14 protein-coding genes and 1 tRNA gene are annotated in these 17,494 nt (G+C 39.1%); 12 read left to right on the top strand and 3 right to left on the bottom strand.

Translation table 11 applies throughout. The annotated features are described in order from the left end of the window. Positions 1-9: 9 nt before the first annotated feature. From leuD to KB197_RS05870, 9 genes are all read left to right on the top strand, one after another. Positions 10-603, top strand: a complete 594-nt coding sequence (leuD, locus tag KB197_RS05910; protein ID WP_064276074.1) for a 3-isopropylmalate dehydratase small subunit — start codon at positions 10-12, stop codon at positions 601-603. 25 nt (positions 604-628) lie between these two features. Then, positions 629-1,408, top strand: coding sequence for an L-threonylcarbamoyladenylate synthase (locus KB197_RS05905; protein WP_000160498.1), 780 nt, complete (start codon positions 629-631; stop codon positions 1,406-1,408). Between the two features lie 163 nt (positions 1,409-1,571). Next, positions 1,572-3,206 carry an McrB family protein gene (locus tag KB197_RS05900; protein WP_064276076.1) on the top strand — a complete coding sequence of 545 codons (1,635 nt, stop codon included), beginning with the start codon at positions 1,572-1,574 and terminating at the stop codon, positions 3,204-3,206. Further along, complete coding sequence (locus KB197_RS05895) at positions 3,193-4,509, top strand: McrC family protein (protein ID WP_064276078.1); 1,317 nt, start codon at positions 3,193-3,195, stop codon at positions 4,507-4,509. Before KB197_RS05900 ends, KB197_RS05895 begins: the two co-directional genes overlap by 14 nt. A 173-nt stretch (positions 4,510-4,682) precedes the next feature. Beyond that, complete coding sequence (locus KB197_RS05890; protein WP_033688898.1) at positions 4,683-5,669, top strand: GMP reductase; 987 nt, start codon at positions 4,683-4,685, stop codon at positions 5,667-5,669. A 66-nt stretch (positions 5,670-5,735) separates the two neighbouring features. Further along, positions 5,736-5,807 (top strand) — tRNA-Arg (locus tag KB197_RS05885). Positions 5,808-5,990: 183 nt separating this feature from the next. Next, on the top strand, positions 5,991-6,689 hold the full coding sequence (gene rnc / locus KB197_RS05880) for a ribonuclease III (protein ID WP_212573827.1): 699 nt from the start codon (positions 5,991-5,993) through the stop codon (positions 6,687-6,689). After that, complete coding sequence (gene smc / locus KB197_RS05875) at positions 6,680-10,219, top strand: chromosome segregation protein SMC (RefSeq protein WP_212573826.1); 3,540 nt, start codon at positions 6,680-6,682, stop codon at positions 10,217-10,219. The genes rnc and smc overlap by 10 nt, the downstream gene beginning before the upstream one ends. A gap of 141 nt (positions 10,220-10,360) precedes the next feature. After that, entirely contained in the window at positions 10,361-11,287 is a 927-nt protein-coding gene (locus KB197_RS05870) for a bifunctional riboflavin kinase/FAD synthetase (protein WP_064276083.1), read from the top strand. An 83-nt stretch (positions 11,288-11,370) separates the two neighbouring features. On the opposite strand, the gene KB197_RS05865 is transcribed toward KB197_RS05870, so the two are convergent. The 3 genes from KB197_RS05865 to KB197_RS05855 are packed head-to-tail and all read right to left on the bottom strand — an operon-like array spanning position 11,371 to position 13,220. Next, the gene (locus tag KB197_RS05865) at positions 11,371-12,186 is read right to left on the bottom strand and encodes a TIGR03943 family putative permease subunit (RefSeq protein ID WP_212573825.1); all 816 of its coding nucleotides are present in this window, start codon (positions 12,184-12,186) and stop codon (positions 11,371-11,373) included. Next, positions 12,183-13,088: a permease gene (locus tag KB197_RS05860; RefSeq protein WP_212573824.1), complete on the bottom strand. Its 906-nt coding sequence runs from the start codon at positions 13,086-13,088 to the stop codon at positions 12,183-12,185. The genes KB197_RS05865 and KB197_RS05860 overlap by 4 nt, the downstream gene beginning before the upstream one ends. Next, the gene (locus KB197_RS05855) at positions 13,089-13,220 is read right to left on the bottom strand and encodes an SPJ_0845 family protein (protein WP_004234728.1); all 132 of its coding nucleotides are present in this window, start codon (positions 13,218-13,220) and stop codon (positions 13,089-13,091) included. It lies immediately after the preceding gene. A gap of 256 nt (positions 13,221-13,476) precedes the next feature. On the opposite strand from KB197_RS05855, the gene KB197_RS05850 reads away from it, so the two are divergent. The 3 genes from KB197_RS05850 (at position 13,477) to KB197_RS05840 (ending at position 17,462) form a co-directional block, all read left to right on the top strand. Beyond that, on the top strand, positions 13,477-14,793 hold the full coding sequence (locus KB197_RS05850; protein ID WP_239667047.1) for a DUF1919 domain-containing protein: 1,317 nt from the start codon (positions 13,477-13,479) through the stop codon (positions 14,791-14,793). Positions 14,794-14,896: 103 nt separating this feature from the next. Beyond that, on the top strand, positions 14,897-17,026 hold the full coding sequence (locus KB197_RS05845; protein ID WP_212573823.1) for a Tex family protein: 2,130 nt from the start codon (positions 14,897-14,899) through the stop codon (positions 17,024-17,026). Further along, positions 17,013-17,462: a SprT family protein gene (locus KB197_RS05840; protein WP_212573822.1), complete on the top strand. Its 450-nt coding sequence runs from the start codon at positions 17,013-17,015 to the stop codon at positions 17,460-17,462. Before KB197_RS05845 ends, KB197_RS05840 begins: the two co-directional genes overlap by 14 nt. Positions 17,463-17,494 lie beyond the last annotated feature (32 nt).

Raw genomic sequence — 17,494 nt, 5'->3', positions numbered from 1 at the left:
GGAGAGGATATGGAGAAATTTACAGTTTATACAGGAACGACCGTTCCTCTCATGAATGATAACATCGACACCGACCAAATCCTACCCAAGCAGTTTCTAAAGTTAATTGATAAAAAAGGATTTGGTAAGTACCTCATGTATGCTTGGCGTTATCTGGATGACAAGTATACTGAGGATCCTGACTTTGTCTTTAACCGACCTGAATACCGCAAAGCTAGTATCCTCATCTCAGGAGATAACTTTGGAGCAGGTTCTTCGAGGGAACACGCGGCTTGGGCTCTAGCCGACTATGGTTTTAAGGTTGTGATTGCAGGATCTTTCGGTGACATTCATTACAATAATGAACTCAATAATGGCATGTTACCTATTGTTCAGCCCAGAGAGGTTAGAGAGAAACTAGCCCACTTGAAACCAGCTGATCAGGTAACTGTGGACTTAGAACAACAAAAAATTATCTCACCAGTTGGAGAATTCACTTTCGAAATCGACAGCGAATGGAAACACAAGCTCTTAAATGGTTTGGATGATATCGGTATTACTTTGCAGTATGAAGACTTGATTGCTGCATATGAAAAACAACGACCAGCCTACTGGCAGGATTAGAAAAAATAGAAAAGGAAATAGAACTATGACAAAACACATTCAATGGAACGGAACACTTTCACAAGAAGGCTACGACATTTTAAAAGGTGAAGGCGGATGTATCGTTTGCCCTACTAAAGTTGGTTACATTATCATGACTAGCGACAAGGCAGGACTTGAGCGCAAGTTCGCAGCCAAAGAGCGTAACCGTAACAAGCCAGGTGTTGTACTTTGTGGTAGCATGGATGAGCTTCGCGCTTTAGCACAACTTAACCCAGAAATTGAAGCCTTTTACCAAAAACATTGGGACGAAGACATTCTACTCGGTTGTATCCTTCCTTGGAAACCAGAAGCCTTTGAAAAACTCAAAGCTTATGGGGATGGCCGTGAAGAACTCATGACTGACGTGCGTGGTACTAGCTGTTTTGTTATCAAATTCGGGAAAGCTGGAGAACAATTAGCTGCCAAACTTTGGGAAGAAGGTAAAATGGTTTATGCCTCATCTGCAAACCCATCTGGAAAAGGAAACCGTGGTAAGGTTGAAGGTATCGGAGAACGTATCGAAGGAGCAGTGGACCTTGTCATTGAAGCAGACGACTATGTGGCATCTATCCAACCTGACAAAACGATTGAAACTCGCTACGAGCAAGGCGTGATGGTGTCTATGGTCGATAAAGATGGTAAACTTATTCCAGAACAAGGAGGAGCACGTTCAACTTCACCAGCCCCAGTTGTGATTCGTAAAGGGCTTGACATTGATAAAATCATGATGCACCTGTCAGATACCTTTAACTCATGGGACTACCGTCAGGGAGAGTATTATTAAGATAAAAAAGAAGTCTAGTGTTAAGAGACATTACAGCTCATAATACTAGGCTTTTTTATAGAAATTCTTTGCTTTTTCTATAGAATATGGTATTCTATTTATAAAATATATGTTAATAAGTAATGCTAATATTTAAACATCATTAGTAAAAGGAGTTAGATTGATGAATAAAAGAAAAGTTAGTTTAGAAGATTTTTATAAATGGTATAGTCTAAATAAAGAAGAGTTATTAAATAAGGCAGCTGCTGGTGAAAAGTTTAATGATAAATTAAAAGAAGAGTTTCTCCAGGAATGGCCTTTAGATAGGATTTTAACAATGTCAATCGATGAATATGTAATAGGAAAGGGACAGCAAAATAAGTCTTTGTGCTACGCTCTTGAGAAGGGAAAATACAAAAATCTATTTCTTGGAATTTCTGGTGGCTCAGCTTCAAAATTTGGTATTTATTGGAATAAAAAAACAAACAAATATAAAGATCAAGCTAATAATGAGATTTCAGAGTTGGATCAACGATTTTCAAAATTAAAATCAGATTTGTATGAAATTATCAAAGAAGGTATTCGTTTTAACTTTGAAAATCCTATTTTTGATATGAAAAGATCAACAAATGAATTTATTGGTCGTTCTGCTATGGTGACAAAATTACTTTGTATCTATTCTGAGGGGAATCCTTTCTTTGGTGTAAATATTAATAGTCAGAAAGAATTTTGGAGCCACTTTGTTTCTCAGACAAATCAAGGTGGACCTTATCTGCAAAATCATAAAATAATTGAACTGGTGTCCAAAACTTATCCTGAGTTGGAGCCATCGAAATTAGGAACTATGCTTTTTGAGTATTCTAAGCTTTTTATGGAAAATAAGGAAGAAAATAGTACAATGGATTCATCAAACAATTTTCGTCATCAATTAACTCAATCTCTATTAAAGTCTCCAAATCTCATCCTTCGTGGTGCGCCAGGGACGGGAAAAACATACCTTGCTAAAGAAATTGCCTTAGAATTAACAGGTGGCAATGAAGATCAAATAGGCTTTGTACAGTTTCACCCATCTTATGACTATACTGATTTTGTAGAGGGGTTGAGACCGGTATCAAATGGGGATGGAGCTATTGAGTTTAAGCTCCAAGATGGCATTTTTAAGAAGTTTTGTCAGAAAGCTAGAGACGCTAAGAAAACCGGAGGTCAAGATAATTTTGTCTTCATCATTGATGAAATTAACCGAGGTGAGATTTCTAAGATTTTTGGAGAACTCTTTTTCTCAATTGATAAAGGCTATCGTGGTGAAAAGGGAAGTGTATCTACCCAATATGCTAATTTACATGAAACTGATGAGAAATTTTATATCCCTGACAATGTCTATATTATCGGAACTATGAATGATATAGATAGATCTGTTGATACTTTTGATTTTGCTATGCGTCGTCGTTTCCGATTTGTTGAAGTTACGGCTGAAAGTCAACTTTATATTCTAGATAAAGAACTAGGTGAGTGTGCTGAAGAAGCTAAAACTAGACTAAGAAACTTGAATGCTGCTATTGAAAACGTTCAAGAATTAAACAGTCATTACCATATTGGACCAAGTTATTTCTGTGAGTTGCAGTATATAAATTTTGACTATGAATTACTCTGGTCTGATTATCTCAAACCGCTTTTGGAAGATTATGTACGTGGTTCTTATGATGAAGCTGAAACTCTAGAAACATTGAAAAAAGCATTCGATCTGACAAAGAATGAGCAAAAAGATCAGACAGTAGCTGATGACAATGAAGGCGATGAAAACGATGATGCGGATCACTGATAATCAACACAAGATTGTTAAAGAAGAATTTGTTGAAGAATATCCTAAACTAAGCAATCTTCTTTTAGACAGAACCTTGGAAAGTCTATCCCAAGATGAACGTGTTTTCATTTTTCCAAATGATTTGAAGAATTCTCCTGACTTAGAAAAGGACCAAAAAATCTTTGAAACAGTTAATCAGGAAATCAAGACAGGAAATGTGATTGGTTTTCTGGGTTGTGGTCAGGAAAGATTAACGATTTCCTCTCGTTTTTCTGATGAGAGTAATGACCATTTTTTGCATTATCTCTTACACAAGGTTCTTCATATCAATCTCACTAGTTTAGATGTTGCTTTGTCTCGTGAAGAGAGGCTTTATCAACTTTTGATGTATCTCTTCCCCAAGTATCTACAAGCTGCTATTCGAAAAGGTCTTTATAAGGAATACCATCGATTTTCTCATAATGACAGTAATGTTAAGGGAGTGATTGATGTAAGAAACCATCTCAAGAAAAACCTTCCTTTCACAGGAAATATTGCCTACACAACGAGAGAGTTCACCTATGATAATCCCCTCATGCAGTTGGTCCGTCATACTATTGAATACATTAAGAACCAGAAAAGTATTGGTCAAGGGGTACTAGATAATCTCTCAACTAGTCGTGAAAACGTAGCTGAAATCGTGCGTGTAACGCCCTCTTATAAACTAGCTGATCGTGCTAAGATTATTCGGGTAAATCAATCTAAACCGATACGTCATGCATATTTTCACGAGTACAGAAAGTTACAAGAACTTTGTCTGATGATCCTAAACCAAGAAAAGCACGGTTTAGGGTATCAAGATCAAAAAATTCATGGTATTCTTTTTGATGTTGCCTGGCTTTGGGAAGAGTATGTTCATACCTTGTTGCCAGAAGATTTCATCCATCCACGAAATAAAGATAAGACGGACGGAATTTCAGTATTTTCTAGTCAAGAAAGAAAAGTATATCCAGATTTTTATCAAGAAGAGCTTAAAATAGTATTAGATGCTAAGTATAAAAAACTGGAATTGACTGAAAAAGGAATCAACCGTGAGGACTTATTCCAGCTGATTTCCTATTCTTATATTTTGAAAGCTGAGAAGGCTGGTCTTGTTTTTCCGAGCAAGGACAAGATTGTTGATAATGAGATAGGAAAGTTAGCAGGTTATGGAGCTTTGTTGAAGAAATGGTCTATCCAAATTCCTCAGGAGTCTTCATCTTATAGTGAATTTTGTGAAATGCTGGAAAACTCCGAAGAAATATTTAAAAGGAATATTGCTAACGAAGTGGGGAGAAAATAATCTCTCCTCTTTCTTTTATTATTTATACAATAAAAACCGAACAATATATTTTAATTTATGAAATTATTTGACAGAAACTGTACTTTAGTTTATAATAAATCAAGGAAACGTCGTAAAAGACGTAGTGATGCGAGAGCATAGGTAGGTCATTACAAAAGAAACGAGACATCGATATGTTAAATGAATTTCCAATTTTTGATTACGAAGATATTCAATTGATTCCAAATAAATGTGTCATTAAAAGCCGTGCAGAAGCTGATACAAGTGTCACTCTAGGAAATCATACCTTTAAACTACCTGTTGTACCAGCAAATATGCAGACGATTTTGGATGAAAATGTAGCAGAGCAACTAGCTAAAGGGGGCTACTTCTACATTATGCACCGTTTTGATGAGGAAGGACGCATTCCTTTTATTAAACGCATGCACGAGCAAGGTCTCATTGCTTCTATATCTGTCGGTGTTAAAGACTATGAGTATGATTTTGTTAGCCAGCTCAAGGCTGATGCTCCAGAATACATCACGATTGACATTGCTCATGGTCATGCAGATAGCGTGATTTCTATGATTCAACACATCAAGAAAGAATTGCCAGATACTTTTGTCATTGCTGGAAATGTGGGAACACCAGAAGCAGTGCGTGAATTAGAAAATGCAGGTGCGGATGCTACTAAAGTTGGAATCGGTCCTGGTAAGGTTTGTATCACCAAGGTCAAGACTGGTTTTGGGACAGGTGGTTGGCAGTTGGCTGCTCTACGCTGGTGTGCCAAGGCTGCCCGTAAACCGATTATCGCTGATGGAGGGATTCGTACTCACGGCGATATTGCCAAGTCTATCCGTTTCGGAGCTAGCATGGTTATGATTGGTTCCCTCTTTGCAGGACACATCGAAAGTCCAGGAAAAACGATTGAAGTTGATGGTGAACAGTTCAAAGAATACTATGGTTCAGCTTCTCAATATCAAAAAGGTGCTTACAAAAATGTGGAGGGTAAACGTATCTTGCTTCCTGCCAAAGGTCATTTGCAAGACACTTTAACTGAGATGGAACAAGACCTTCAAAGTGCTATTTCGTATGCAGGCGGGCGTCAGGTTGCTGACCTTAAACACGTTGATTATGTGATCGTGAAAAACTCCATCTGGAATGGGGATGCTTCCCACTAAGACGGGCTATCTGACCAGAAAAAAACTTGTTATTAGAGCAAATTTTTGTTATAATAAAACAAGTTTCCACCCTTAGTGTAATGGATATCACGTAAGATTCCGGTTCTTGAGATGGGGGTTCGATTCCCTCAGGGTGGATGTAAACATCCTAAAAAAGCCTTTAATAGGGCTTTTTTCTTTATCCGGCCCTAAATTTGCCCCTAAAACTGAAAATCTCATTCCAATGAATGCCCAAATCCCCTCCAGTCCCGTTTTAAAGTGACTCAGGGGGCTTTTTTTGATATAATAAAAAGGACTGTTATCAGTTAGAAAGAGGTTGGTATGAAAGAATTACAAACTGTACTAAAAAGCCGTTTTGCAATCGAATTTGCAGACAAAAATTTACTGGAAACTGCCTTTACTCATACGAGTTATGCCAATGAGCACCGCCTCTTAAAAATTTCACACAATGAACGCTTGGAATTTTTAGGAGACGCTGTTCTACAGTTATTGATTTCAGAATATCTGTATAAAAAATATCCTAAAAAGCCTGAAGGCGACTTGTCCAAACTCCGTGCCATGATTGTCCGTGAGGAAAGTTTGGCTGGCTTTGCGCGTGATTGCAAGTTTGACCAGTTTATAAAACTTGGTAAAGGGGAAGAAAAATCTGGTGGTCGCAATCGTGACACCATTCTTGGTGATGCCTTTGAAGCTTTTCTTGGTGCCCTTCTTTTGGACAAGGAAGTGGCCAAGGTCAAGGAATTTATCTATCAAGTCATGATTCCTAAGGTTGAAGCAGGCGAATTTGAAATGATTACAGACTACAAAACCCATCTCCAAGAGTTACTTCAGGTCAATGGGGATGTGGCTATTCGTTATCAGGTGATTTCTGAAACGGGTCCTGCTCACGATAAGGTCTTTGATGTAGAAGTTCTAGTTGAAGGTAAGAGCATTGGTCAAGGTCAAGGTCGTTCTAAGAAATTAGCAGAGCAGGAAGCTGCCAAAAATGCCGTTGAGAAAGGGCTGGATTCATGTATTTAAAGGAAATCGAAATTCAGGGATTCAAGTCTTTTGCTGACAAGACTAAGGTTGTCTTTGATCAAGGTGTGACGGCAGTTGTTGGACCCAATGGATCTGGAAAGTCGAATATTACAGAAAGTCTGCGTTGGGCCTTGGGGGAGTCAAGTGTTAAGAGTCTCCGTGGTGGCAAGATGCCAGATGTCATCTTTGCTGGAACAGAAAGTCGCAAGCCACTCAATTATGCTTCTGTAGTTGTGACTCTGGATAATCATGACGGATTTATCAAGGACGCTGGTCAAGAAATCAGGGTGGAACGTCATATCTATCGTAGTGGAGATAGCGAATACAAGATTGACGGTAAGAAAGTCCGTCTACGTGATATTCATGACCTTTTCTTGGATACAGGTTTGGGACGAGATTCCTTCTCCATCATTTCCCAAGGGAAGGTTGAGGAGATTTTCAACTCCAAACCTGAGGAACGTCGTGCTATTTTCGAAGAAGCTGCAGGAGTTTTAAAATACAAGACTCGCAGAAAAGAAACTGAGAGCAAGCTGCAGCAAACTCAAGATAATCTAGACCGCTTAGAGGACATTATCTACGAGTTGGATAATCAAATCAAGCCTCTTGAGAAGCAAGCTGAGAATGCCCGTAAATTTCTAGACTTGGAAGGTCAACGTAAGGCCATTTATTTAGATGTTTTGGTTGCTCAAATCAAGGAAAATAAGGCTGAACTAGACTCGACAGAAGAAGAGTTGGCTCAGGTTCAGGAACTATTGACTAGTTATTACCAAAAGCGTGAAAAATTAGAAGAGGAAAATCAAACTCTTAAAAAGCAACGCCAAGATTTGCAGGCTGAAATGGCCAAAGATCAAGGAAGTTTGATGGACTTGACCAGTCTGATTAGTGATTTAGAGAGAAAATTAGCCTTATCAAAACTGGAGTCCGAGCAAGTAGCCCTGAATCAACAGGAAGCACAAGTTCGTTTGGCTGCCTTAGAGGATAAGAGAAATTCACTCAGCAAAGAAAAATCTGATAAAGAAAGCTCTTTAGCTCTGTTAGAAGAAAATCTAGTCCAAAATAATCAAAAACTCAATCGTTTAGAAGCTGAATTGCTAGCTTTTTCAGACGATCCAGATCAGATGATTGAGCTCTTACGTGAACGCTTTGTATCTCTTTTACAAGAAGAAGCGGATGTCTCAAACCATCTGACCCGTATTGAGAATGAATTGGAAAATAGTCGTCAGCTTTCTCAAAAACAAGCAGATCAACTAGAAAAGTTGAAAGAACAGTTAGCTACAGCTAAAGAGAAGGCTAGTCATCAAAAAGAAGAGCTTGAAACTGCCAAGGAGCAAGTTCAGAAATTATTGTCAGATTACCAAATCTGTTCCAAGGAGCAAGAGGAACAGAAAACTTCCTATCAAGCTCAACAAAGTCAACTCTTTGACCGTCTGGATAGTCTCAAAAACAAGCAGGCTAGAGCCCAAAGTTTGGAAAATATCCTGAGAAATCATAGTAACTTTTATGCAGGTGTTAAGAGTGTTCTCCAAGAAAAAGACCGCCTTGGTGGGATTATTGGGGCAGTCAGTGAGCACCTGACCTTTGATGTGCATTATCAAACTGCTTTAGAGATTGCGCTAGGAGCCAGCAGTCAGCATATCATCGTAGAAGATGAACAGGCGGCAACCAAGGCGATTGATTTCCTCAAACGAAACAGAGCCGGTCGTGCAACCTTCCTTCCTTTGACAACGATCAAGGCGCGTACGATTTCTAGTCAGAACCAAGATGCTATCGCTACAAGTCCGGGATTTTTGGGCATGGCAGATGAGTTAGTTACTTTCGATACTAGACTGGAAACCATTTTCAAGAACTTGCTAGCTACGACGGCTATCTTTGATACCGTAGAACATGCGCGTGCAGCAGCTCGCCAGGTTCGTTATCAGGTTCGTATGGTGACATTGGACGGTACAGAGTTGCGCACAGGTGGTTCTTATGCGGGTGGTGCCAATCGCCAAAATAACAGTATTTTTATCAAGCCAGAATTGGAGCAATTACAAAAAGAAATTGCTGAAGAGGAAGCAAGTCTTCGTTCAGAAGAAGTGGCTTTGAAGACCTTACAAGACCAGATGGCTAGATTGACCGAATCATTAGAAGCTATCAAATATCAAGGAGAGCAGGCTCGTATTCAGGAGCAGGGCTTATCCATCGCTTATCAGCAAACCAGTCAGCAAGTTGACGAACTGGAAACTCTTTGGAAACTTCAAGAAGAGGAATTAGATCGTCTTTCTGAGGGAGATTGGCAAGCGGATAAGGAAAAATGCCAAGAGCGCCTTGCTACTATTTCAAGTGACAAGCAAAATCTGGAAGCTGAGATTGAAGAGATTAAGTCTAACAAAAATGCCATCCAAGAACGCTATCAAAACTTGCAGGAAGAGGTGGCGCAAGCACGCTTGCTTAAGACAGAACTGCAAGGGCAAAAACGTTATGAAGTGGCTGATATTGAGCGTTTAGGCAAGGAATTGGACAATTTAGATATCGAACAAGAGGAAATCCAGCGCCTTCTTCAAGAAAAGGTTGATAATATTGAAAAAGTTGATACGGATTTGCTCAGTCAACAGGCCGAAGAAGCCAAAACTCAGAAAACAAACCTCCAACAAGGTTTGATTCGCAAGCAGTTTGAGTTGGATGATATTGAAGGTCAACTGGATGATATTGCTAGTCATTTGGATCAGGCTCGCCAACAGAATGAGGAATGGATTCGCAAGCAAACACGTGCTGAAGCCAAAAAAGAAAAGGTCAGCGAGCGCTTACGCCATTTACAAAGTCAATTAACAGACCAGTATCAGATTAGCTATACTGAAGCACTAGAAAAGGCTCATGAACTTGAAAATCTCAATCTGGCAGAGCAAGAGGTTAAGGACTTAGAGAAGGCTATTCGTTCACTGGGTCCGGTCAACTTGGAAGCTATTGACCAGTATGAAGAAGTTCACAATCGTCTGGATTTCCTAAATAGTCAGCGAGATGATATTTTGCAAGCGAAAAATCTGCTCCTTGAGACTATCACAGAGATGAATGATGAGGTCAAGGAACGCTTTAAATCAACCTTTGAAGCCATTCGTGAGTCTTTCAAAGTGACCTTTAAGCAGATGTTTGGCGGAGGTCAGGCGGACCTCATTTTGACTGAGGGAGACTTGCTGACAGCTGGGGTTGAGATTTCTGTTCAACCTCCAGGTAAGAAAATCCAGTCGCTTAACCTCATGAGTGGTGGTGAAAAAGCCTTATCAGCTCTTGCCCTGCTCTTCTCCATTATCCGTGTCAAGACCATTCCATTTGTTATCTTGGATGAGGTAGAGGCTGCGCTGGACGAAGCTAATGTTAAGCGTTTTGGGGATTACCTCAACCGTTTTGACAAGGACAGTCAGTTCATCGTCGTAACCCACCGTAAAGGAACCATGGCAGCGGCTGATTCTATCTATGGAGTGACTATGCAAGAATCAGGTGTGTCAAAAATTGTTTCGGTGAAGTTAAAAGATTTAGAAGAAACAGTAGACTAGTTACCAAACGATAGCATCTCTTAGGGGATGCTATTTTTTAAATAACATCTTGAATGATTTTTTAAGATCAGTTCAGGGGCAAAAAACGACATTTGGGATTTCCTTTTAGCGAAAAGGCTTTCTCTATGATATAATAGTTTCATGATTACAACAGTACCTATAAAAAATGAAAAAGACATCGCAGTACCGGATAAAACAGTTCTTGTATTAGGCTATTTTGACGGTATTCATAAGGGACATCAGAAGCTTTTTGAAGTAGCTAGTAAGGCTTCGATGAAAGATTATCTTCCAGTTGTCGTGATGACCTTTACAGAGTCCCCTAAGCTCGCATTACAGCCTTATAAGCCAGAATTAATGCTTCATATTGTTAGCCATGAAGAACGAGAACATAAGATGAAATGGCATGGAGTAGAGGCTCTTTTCTTACTTGATTTTAGTAGTAAATTTGCTAGTTTAACGGGTCAAGAGTTCTTTGATACCTATGTTAGAGCATTAAAACCAGCGATTATTGTAGCGGGATTTGATTATACATTTGGTTCTGATAAGAAAACTGCAGATGATTTGAAAGACTATTTTGATGGAGAAATCATCATTGTTCCACCTGTTGAGGATGAAAAGGGGAAAATTAGTTCTACTCGTATTCGTCAAGCTATTCTTGATGGAGATGTCAGGGAAGCTGGTCATTTACTTGGCACTCCTCTACCGTCACGTGGAATGGTTGTTCATGGCAATGCTCGTGGACGGACTATCGGTTACCCAACAGCAAACTTAGTTTTAAGAGATCGAACCTATATGCCAGCAGATGGTGTTTACGTAGTCGATATTGAAGTGCAGCGTAAAAGATATCGTGGAATGGCGAGTGTCGGGAAAAATGTTACTTTCGATGGAGAAGAGCCACGTTTTGAAGTCAATATTTTTGATTTTTCAGATGACATTTACGGTGAGACAGTCATTGTCTACTGGCTAGACCGTGTCCGTGAAATGGTCAAATTTGACTCTGTTGAAGAACTGGTAGATCAACTCCAGAAAGATGAAGAAATTGCTCGGAATTGGAAGGATACTGAGTAGGAAATCGGAGTTTTATATAAAATTATCCATACTTTAGATTCTTATTTCTAAATAGAAAAAGTAGCCCTTTCCAGGCTACTTTTTTAAAACACGCGATACACATAGGGATTTTCTGGTTTATCGACTTTGGTAAAACTTTCGATTTCCAAAGTTGGGAGGTTTTGTTTGAGTTCTTTATGGTAGTGATTGACCAGTTTTCCTTTGGCTGTTATCCAAGTGTTATTCTCATACTGACGGGTATTTCCCTTAGTCAGCAATCCATAAACACCGGAATCTGCGATACAGTGAATAATGCCAAAGCGGAACAAAAATTGGCTATTAGCATGACTGGGGTCGTTATAGACAAAGCCCGTGAACTGAACTGTCTTACCCTCAAACTCATCTGGATAGTCGTAGATAGCCTCCATGACTTCCATATAGTTTTCATTAGTGATCTGAATGCTATCTTGGGACAAGTATTTATCTGCTGCCGTTCGCATTTCCTTTTCATAGGCTGTTTTTGAGAAATAAGAACTGGTATCTGGTTTCAAATACTGGCTTGTCGTCCCTTCGCTAGTCTGAATGGCTTGATCCGTTCCTTCTGATAGCGGAAAATGATAGCCTTTAGCAGACACTGTCTGAGAATCCAAGCTAACAGTTGGAAAGGTTAAACCAACGACAATTGGAATAGCCAGAAGAGCAATACTTGTCACCTTCGCCAATCGGTTATTCAGATGACTGTGGGTTTTGACTTGCTTCATCCAGATATACAATTGAACGATTGCCAAGATAAAGGAAAGCACCATGGAAATATAGGCCAGATAGGAATAGTGCATGTTGATGTACTGGTTTAATTTGCCCGACAAATGGAGATAAATGGTCAGTTCAAAATAGCCAGCTAAAACTAAAAATCGAATCATAGGATGACTCCAATCAAGAGAGAATACACTAAGACGACAAGAGTCACAATCGTTATGAAGTGACTGATAAATCGTGCTTTCAAGTAATTTTTCATCATGAGAATATTTTTAATGTCCAGCATTGGGCCAATCACAAGAAAGGCCAGAACTGGTGCCAAACCGAAACTCGAGAGAAGAGAAGCACCGATAAAGGCATCCGCCTCACTACAGAGCGAAAGAAGAAAGGCCAAAAGCATCAAGAGCAGGATGGCAAAAAGAGGGGTCGCACTGATAGAGGTCAGAATGCGTGTAGGAACGTAGACCTGTATAACAGAGGCAAAGAGACAGCCAAATACCAAGTAACGTCCCGTATCAAAAAATTCATCAATAGCTTGCACAAAGACCTGAAAAACTTTTTTTGCAGGAGTCAAGTGAGAAAAATCATGCTCATGACAGGCCAGACGATTTTCTTTTTGAATGGGTTCTTGCCAGAAAAATCCTAAAAAAATTCCTAGTATCACAGCCACTACAATGGATCCCAGAGCTCGTAACAGGGCGATGTGGAAGGAATTGCCAAAGGCAGAATAGGTCGCAAAAAGAACAATGGGATTGATGACTGGTGCAGTCACAAGAAAAGGAACGGCCGTGTAACTAGGAACCTTCTTTTCTAGAAAACGATTGATAATGGGTACGATTCCACATTCACAAGAGGGAAAAAGTATCCCGACGAAGGTGCCAAAAAAGATTCTCCCCCAACGATTTCGAGGGAGAAGATGATAAACCTTGTCAGGTGTGATATAGACTTCAATCAGCCCTGAGACAATACTTCCTATCAGCACGAAAGGGAGGGCTTCAATGATAATGGAGAGAAAAATGGCTCCAGTCTGAAGCACACTAGATGGGAGTTGTTGGAAAGCAGTCATCTAGTTTTTCTTTTCTGCTTTGGCTTTTTTCTCTTTGTCATCAGGGAAAGTAACTTGTTTCAAATCAGGGAGTTTGGCAAACTCTTCAAACATCTTATCTAAGTCGTCCGTTTTTGTAAATTTTACAGCCATAGGTGTACCTCGATTCTAAATTCTACCCCTATTATACTATTATTTTGAGGAAAAGGGAAAAGTTAAAATTTCAAATTGAGTAGCTAATAAATAATACAGCTTGATATCACATGATGTACACTATAATTGTGCTATAATTAAATAAAAGAAAATCATTATCAGAAAATTATAGGAGGTAGTCAAATTGACTGACTCAATTAGTGTTATTTTGTTACACCAAGGAGACAGAAATAGTTTATTAGAGTCTTTATCAATAGTGGATAGACAAACATTAAAAGATATAGAAGTTATTATTGTAAACCAATCTACAGAGGAGATAGCTTCCATTAGCCAACAGATGGATCTATCATTTAATATTAAGATTATAGATGAGAATTCTTTTGCTGAGTTGTCTGATATGATTACAGGAGATTATATTACGTTTCTATCTTCAAATGATTCACTATTTGATTGGACATTTGAAAAGATGTATCATGCGATAAAATTATCTGATTCTGATGTTGTTCTTGGTAATTTTGCTGATTTGGTTGATGGAGTATTTTACTTTTATCCTTGGGGTGATAATTGGTTGACAAAAAACTTAACGAACTATCAAGTTTTAGAAAAGATGGATGATACAGATCATCGAATTAGAAAACAATATTGCTCATTGTTCGGAAAATTATTCAATAGTAAACTTTTACGAAAAATAAATCAATTTGATATAAACAACCTTATTTGGAGACTTTATATTCACTCTAAAACTGCAACCTATATTAATTTCCCGACATATATCTATAAACCTGTTGTAGATGCTAAACCTCTAAAAGACTCCTACAAAATAATATTAGAAAATTATGAAAATAGAATCAAAGATTGCTCTGTCTTAGAAGACTATGATATAGAAATAGCGAAAAAACAGTATATTCAAGAATTAGCAAATTTTAGTGCTTGGTTAAAAAATGACGGTGAACATTTAGATTCTGAAATTGTTTATCATAAGTTGATAGCTGCAGAGAAAGGAATTTTCCCTTTTCTTGATCTTGAAAGATTAGATTTTACCATTATAAGTAATAATTGTGTCGGCGGATTAATTTATAAACAACTTGGTTTTCAATATAGAACCCCTTTTGTTGGTTTATTTATTCTCCCTGATGATTATTATAAACTTACAAAGGATTTTCGTTACTATATGGAACAAGAACTTGTTTTCGAAGAGGAACTTATTTCACCGAGCTGGACTCATGAAGTTTATCCTTTGGGGCACTTAGGAGATATAGATATTCACTTTTTACATTATTCTAGTATTGAAGAAGCACGGACTAAGTGGGAAAAAAGAAAAAAACGTATAAATTGGGATAATCTCTATTTTAAATTTGATAATAAAGATTCAGCTAGTGAAGAAATTTTAAGTAAGATGGATAATCTTCCCTATTCTAATAAATTAATTTTAGTCAATCGTCCATATAAAAATTTAAAAAGTCAATGTGTTATTCCAGGTCAGGAACATCTTTCAGAACTAGCTATTATGCCAGATCCATTAAATACTTTTGATGTCATGGATTGGTTAAAAAAAGGTGGCAATGCTCTTTAAGTACAAGTTATTGCGCTATAGCATATAAATCTATTCCCCACATATTGTTTTTAAATACTGTAAGAGCTAATTTGAAACGTTTAGCTTGTGGTATAATAGATTTATGGATAAAAAATATGAAAAAATCTCCCAAGATTTGGGAGTGACGTTAAAGCAAATTGATACTGTTCTAAGTTTGACAGCTGAAGGGGCGACTATTCCCTTTATCGCACGTTATCGCAAGGACATGACTGGTAGTCTGGATGAGGTGGCGATTAAGGCCATTATTGACTTGGATAAAAGTCTGACAAATCTAAACGACCGTAAGGAAGCTGTCTTGGCTAAGATTCAAGAGCAAGGCAAGCTGACTAAGGAATTGGAAGAAGCTATCTTAGCTGCCGAAAAACTAGCAGACGTAGAAGAACTCTATCTTCCATATAAGGAAAAACGTCGAACCAAGGCAACTATTGCCCGTGAAGCAGGGCTCTTTCCACTTGCTCGCTTAATCTTGCAGAATGTAATTGACTTAGAGAAGGAAGCTGAAAAGTTCGTCTGTGAAGGATTTGCGACTGGTAAGGAAGCCTTGGCTGGTGCAGTTGATATCTTGGTTGAAGCCTTATCGGAAGATGTCAATTTACGCGCTCTAACTTATCAAGAGGTGCTGAGACACTCTAAACTCACTTCTCAAGTCAAGGATGAAAGTCTTGATGAAAAGCAGGTTTTTCAAATTTACTATGATTTTTCAGAGACAGTTGGAAATATGCAGGGTTATCGTACCTTGGCTCTCAATCGTGGAGAAAAGCTAGGTGTCTTGAAGGTCGGTTTTGAACATGCAATAGACCGCATTCTATCTTTCTTTGCAGCTCGTTTCAAGGTGAAAAACGCCTATATAGATGAAGTCGTTCAGCAATCAGTTAAGAAAAAAGTCTTGCCTGCTATCGAGCGCCGTATTCGGACAGAATTAACTGAAAAAGCAGAAGAAGGAGCTATCCAACTCTTTTCGGACAACCTACGCAATCTCCTCTTGGTTGCTCCACTGAAAGGGCGCGTGGTTCTTGGATTTGACCCTGCCTTTCGTACAGGTGCCAAGCTGGCTGTCGTGGATGCAACAGGAAAAATGCTGACAACTCAGGTCATTTATCCTGTCAAACCAGCATCAGCTCGTCAAATCGAAGAAGCCAAGAAAGATTTGGCAGATTTGATTGGTCAATACGGTGTAGAAATCATTGCCATCGGAAATGGGACGGCCAGTCGTGAAAGTGAAGCCTTTGTGGCAGAAGTTCTTAAAGATTTTCCTGAGGTTAGTTATGTCATCGTCAATGAAAGTGGTGCTTCTGTCTATTCTGCCAGTGAACTTGCTCGTCAGGAGTTCCCAGACTTGACTGTTGAAAAACGCTCTGCTATTTCTATCGCCCGTCGTTTGCAAGATCCCCTTGCGGAATTGGTCAAAATCGATCCTAAGTCAATTGGTGTCGGTCAGTACCAGCACGATGTCAGCCAGAAGAAATTGTCTGAAAGTCTGGATTTTGTCGTGGATACCGTGGTGAACCAAGTCGGTGTTAATATTAATACGGCCAGCCCAGCTCTTCTTTCACACGTAGCTGGACTCAATAAAACCATTTCTGAAAATATCGTCAAATACCGTGAGGAAGAGGGAAAAATCACTTCACGCGCCCAAATCAAGAAAGTTCCTCGTCTGGGTGCTAAGGCTTTTGAACAGGCAGCTGGTTTCCTTCGTATCCCTGAAAGTAGCAACATCCTTGATAATACAGGAGTTCACCCAGAAAATTACGTTGCCGTTAAGGAACTCTTCAAACGTTTAGATATTAAAGACCTAAACGAAGAAGCCCAAGGCAAACTCAAGTCGCTTTCAGTCAAGGAAATGGCGCAAGAGCTAGACCTTGGACCAGAAACTCTTAAAGATATCATTGCAGACCTTCTCAAACCAGGTCGAGATTTCCGTGATTCCTTTGATGCACCTGTGCTTCGCCAAGATGTCCTAGATATCAAAGATCTAGTGGTAGGCCAGAAGCTAGAGGGTGTGGTGCGTAATGTAGTTGACTTTGGTGCCTTCGTTGACATTGGAATTCACGAAGACGGCTTGATTCACATTTCCCATATGAGTCGCAAATTTATCAAACATCCTAGCCAAGTAGTGTCAGTCGGAGATTTGGTAACGGTTTGGGTTAAGAAAATCGATACTGAACGTGAAAAAGTCAATCTGTCGCTCCTCGCTCCAAATGAAACTGACTGATTACGTTAAGCAGGTTTCACTAGAAGACTTCGGCAAACCTTTTATCCATCATGTTCAGTGGAATAGGCGTCTACGTTCGACAGGTGGGCGATTTTTCCCCAAAGATGGGCATTTGGATTTTAATCCCAAGGTTTATCAGGAACTCGGTCTGGATGTTTTTAGGAAAATTGTCCGCCATGAACTCTGTCATTATCACCTCTATTTTCAAGGGAAGGGCTATCAACACAAGGATCGGGATTTTAAGGAACTGTTGAAAGCAGTGGATGGATTACGCTTTGTGCCCACCTTGCCAAATAGCAACTCCAAACCAATTAAGCTCTATCGTTGCCAATCCTGCCAGCAAAGTTATCATCGCAAGCGAAAGATTGATATCAAACGCTATCGCTGTGGACTTTGTCGAGGTAAATTGCTACTAATAAATCAGCCTGAGGACTGATGAAAGCCGAGCCTACCCGTGTTATACTATGT

This window comes from Streptococcus sp. 11-4097 (genome assembly GCF_018215285.2).
GTDB lineage: Bacteria > Bacillota > Bacilli > Lactobacillales > Streptococcaceae > Streptococcus.
Note: the sequence above shows the minus strand (reverse complement) of the source record. Positions and strands in the feature narration are given on the sequence as shown.

Excerpts from the sequence above, each read along its gene's own strand:
- leuD (WP_064276074.1), top strand. The coding sequence starts at position 10 with ATGGAGAAATTTACAGTTTATACAGGAACGACCGTTCCTCTCATGAAT.
- KB197_RS05905 (WP_000160498.1), top strand. The coding sequence starts at position 629 with ATGACAAAACACATTCAATGGAACGGAACACTTTCACAAGAAGGCTAC.
- KB197_RS05900 (WP_064276076.1), top strand. The coding sequence starts at position 1,572 with ATGAATAAAAGAAAAGTTAGTTTAGAAGATTTTTATAAATGGTATAGT.
- KB197_RS05895 (WP_064276078.1), top strand. The coding sequence starts at position 3,193 with ATGCGGATCACTGATAATCAACACAAGATTGTTAAAGAAGAATTTGTT.
- KB197_RS05890 (WP_033688898.1), top strand. The coding sequence starts at position 4,683 with ATGTTAAATGAATTTCCAATTTTTGATTACGAAGATATTCAATTGATT.
- rnc (WP_212573827.1), top strand. The coding sequence starts at position 5,991 with ATGAAAGAATTACAAACTGTACTAAAAAGCCGTTTTGCAATCGAATTT.
- smc (WP_212573826.1), top strand. The coding sequence starts at position 6,680 with ATGTATTTAAAGGAAATCGAAATTCAGGGATTCAAGTCTTTTGCTGAC.
- KB197_RS05870 (WP_064276083.1), top strand. The coding sequence starts at position 10,361 with ATGATTACAACAGTACCTATAAAAAATGAAAAAGACATCGCAGTACCG.
- KB197_RS05865 (WP_212573825.1), bottom strand. The coding sequence starts at position 12,186 with ATGATTCGATTTTTAGTTTTAGCTGGCTATTTTGAACTGACCATTTAT.
- KB197_RS05860 (WP_212573824.1), bottom strand. The coding sequence starts at position 13,088 with ATGACTGCTTTCCAACAACTCCCATCTAGTGTGCTTCAGACTGGAGCC.
- KB197_RS05855 (WP_004234728.1), bottom strand. The coding sequence starts at position 13,220 with ATGGCTGTAAAATTTACAAAAACGGACGACTTAGATAAGATGTTTGAA.
- KB197_RS05845 (WP_212573823.1), top strand. The coding sequence starts at position 14,897 with ATGGATAAAAAATATGAAAAAATCTCCCAAGATTTGGGAGTGACGTTA.
- KB197_RS05840 (WP_212573822.1), top strand. The coding sequence starts at position 17,013 with ATGAAACTGACTGATTACGTTAAGCAGGTTTCACTAGAAGACTTCGGC.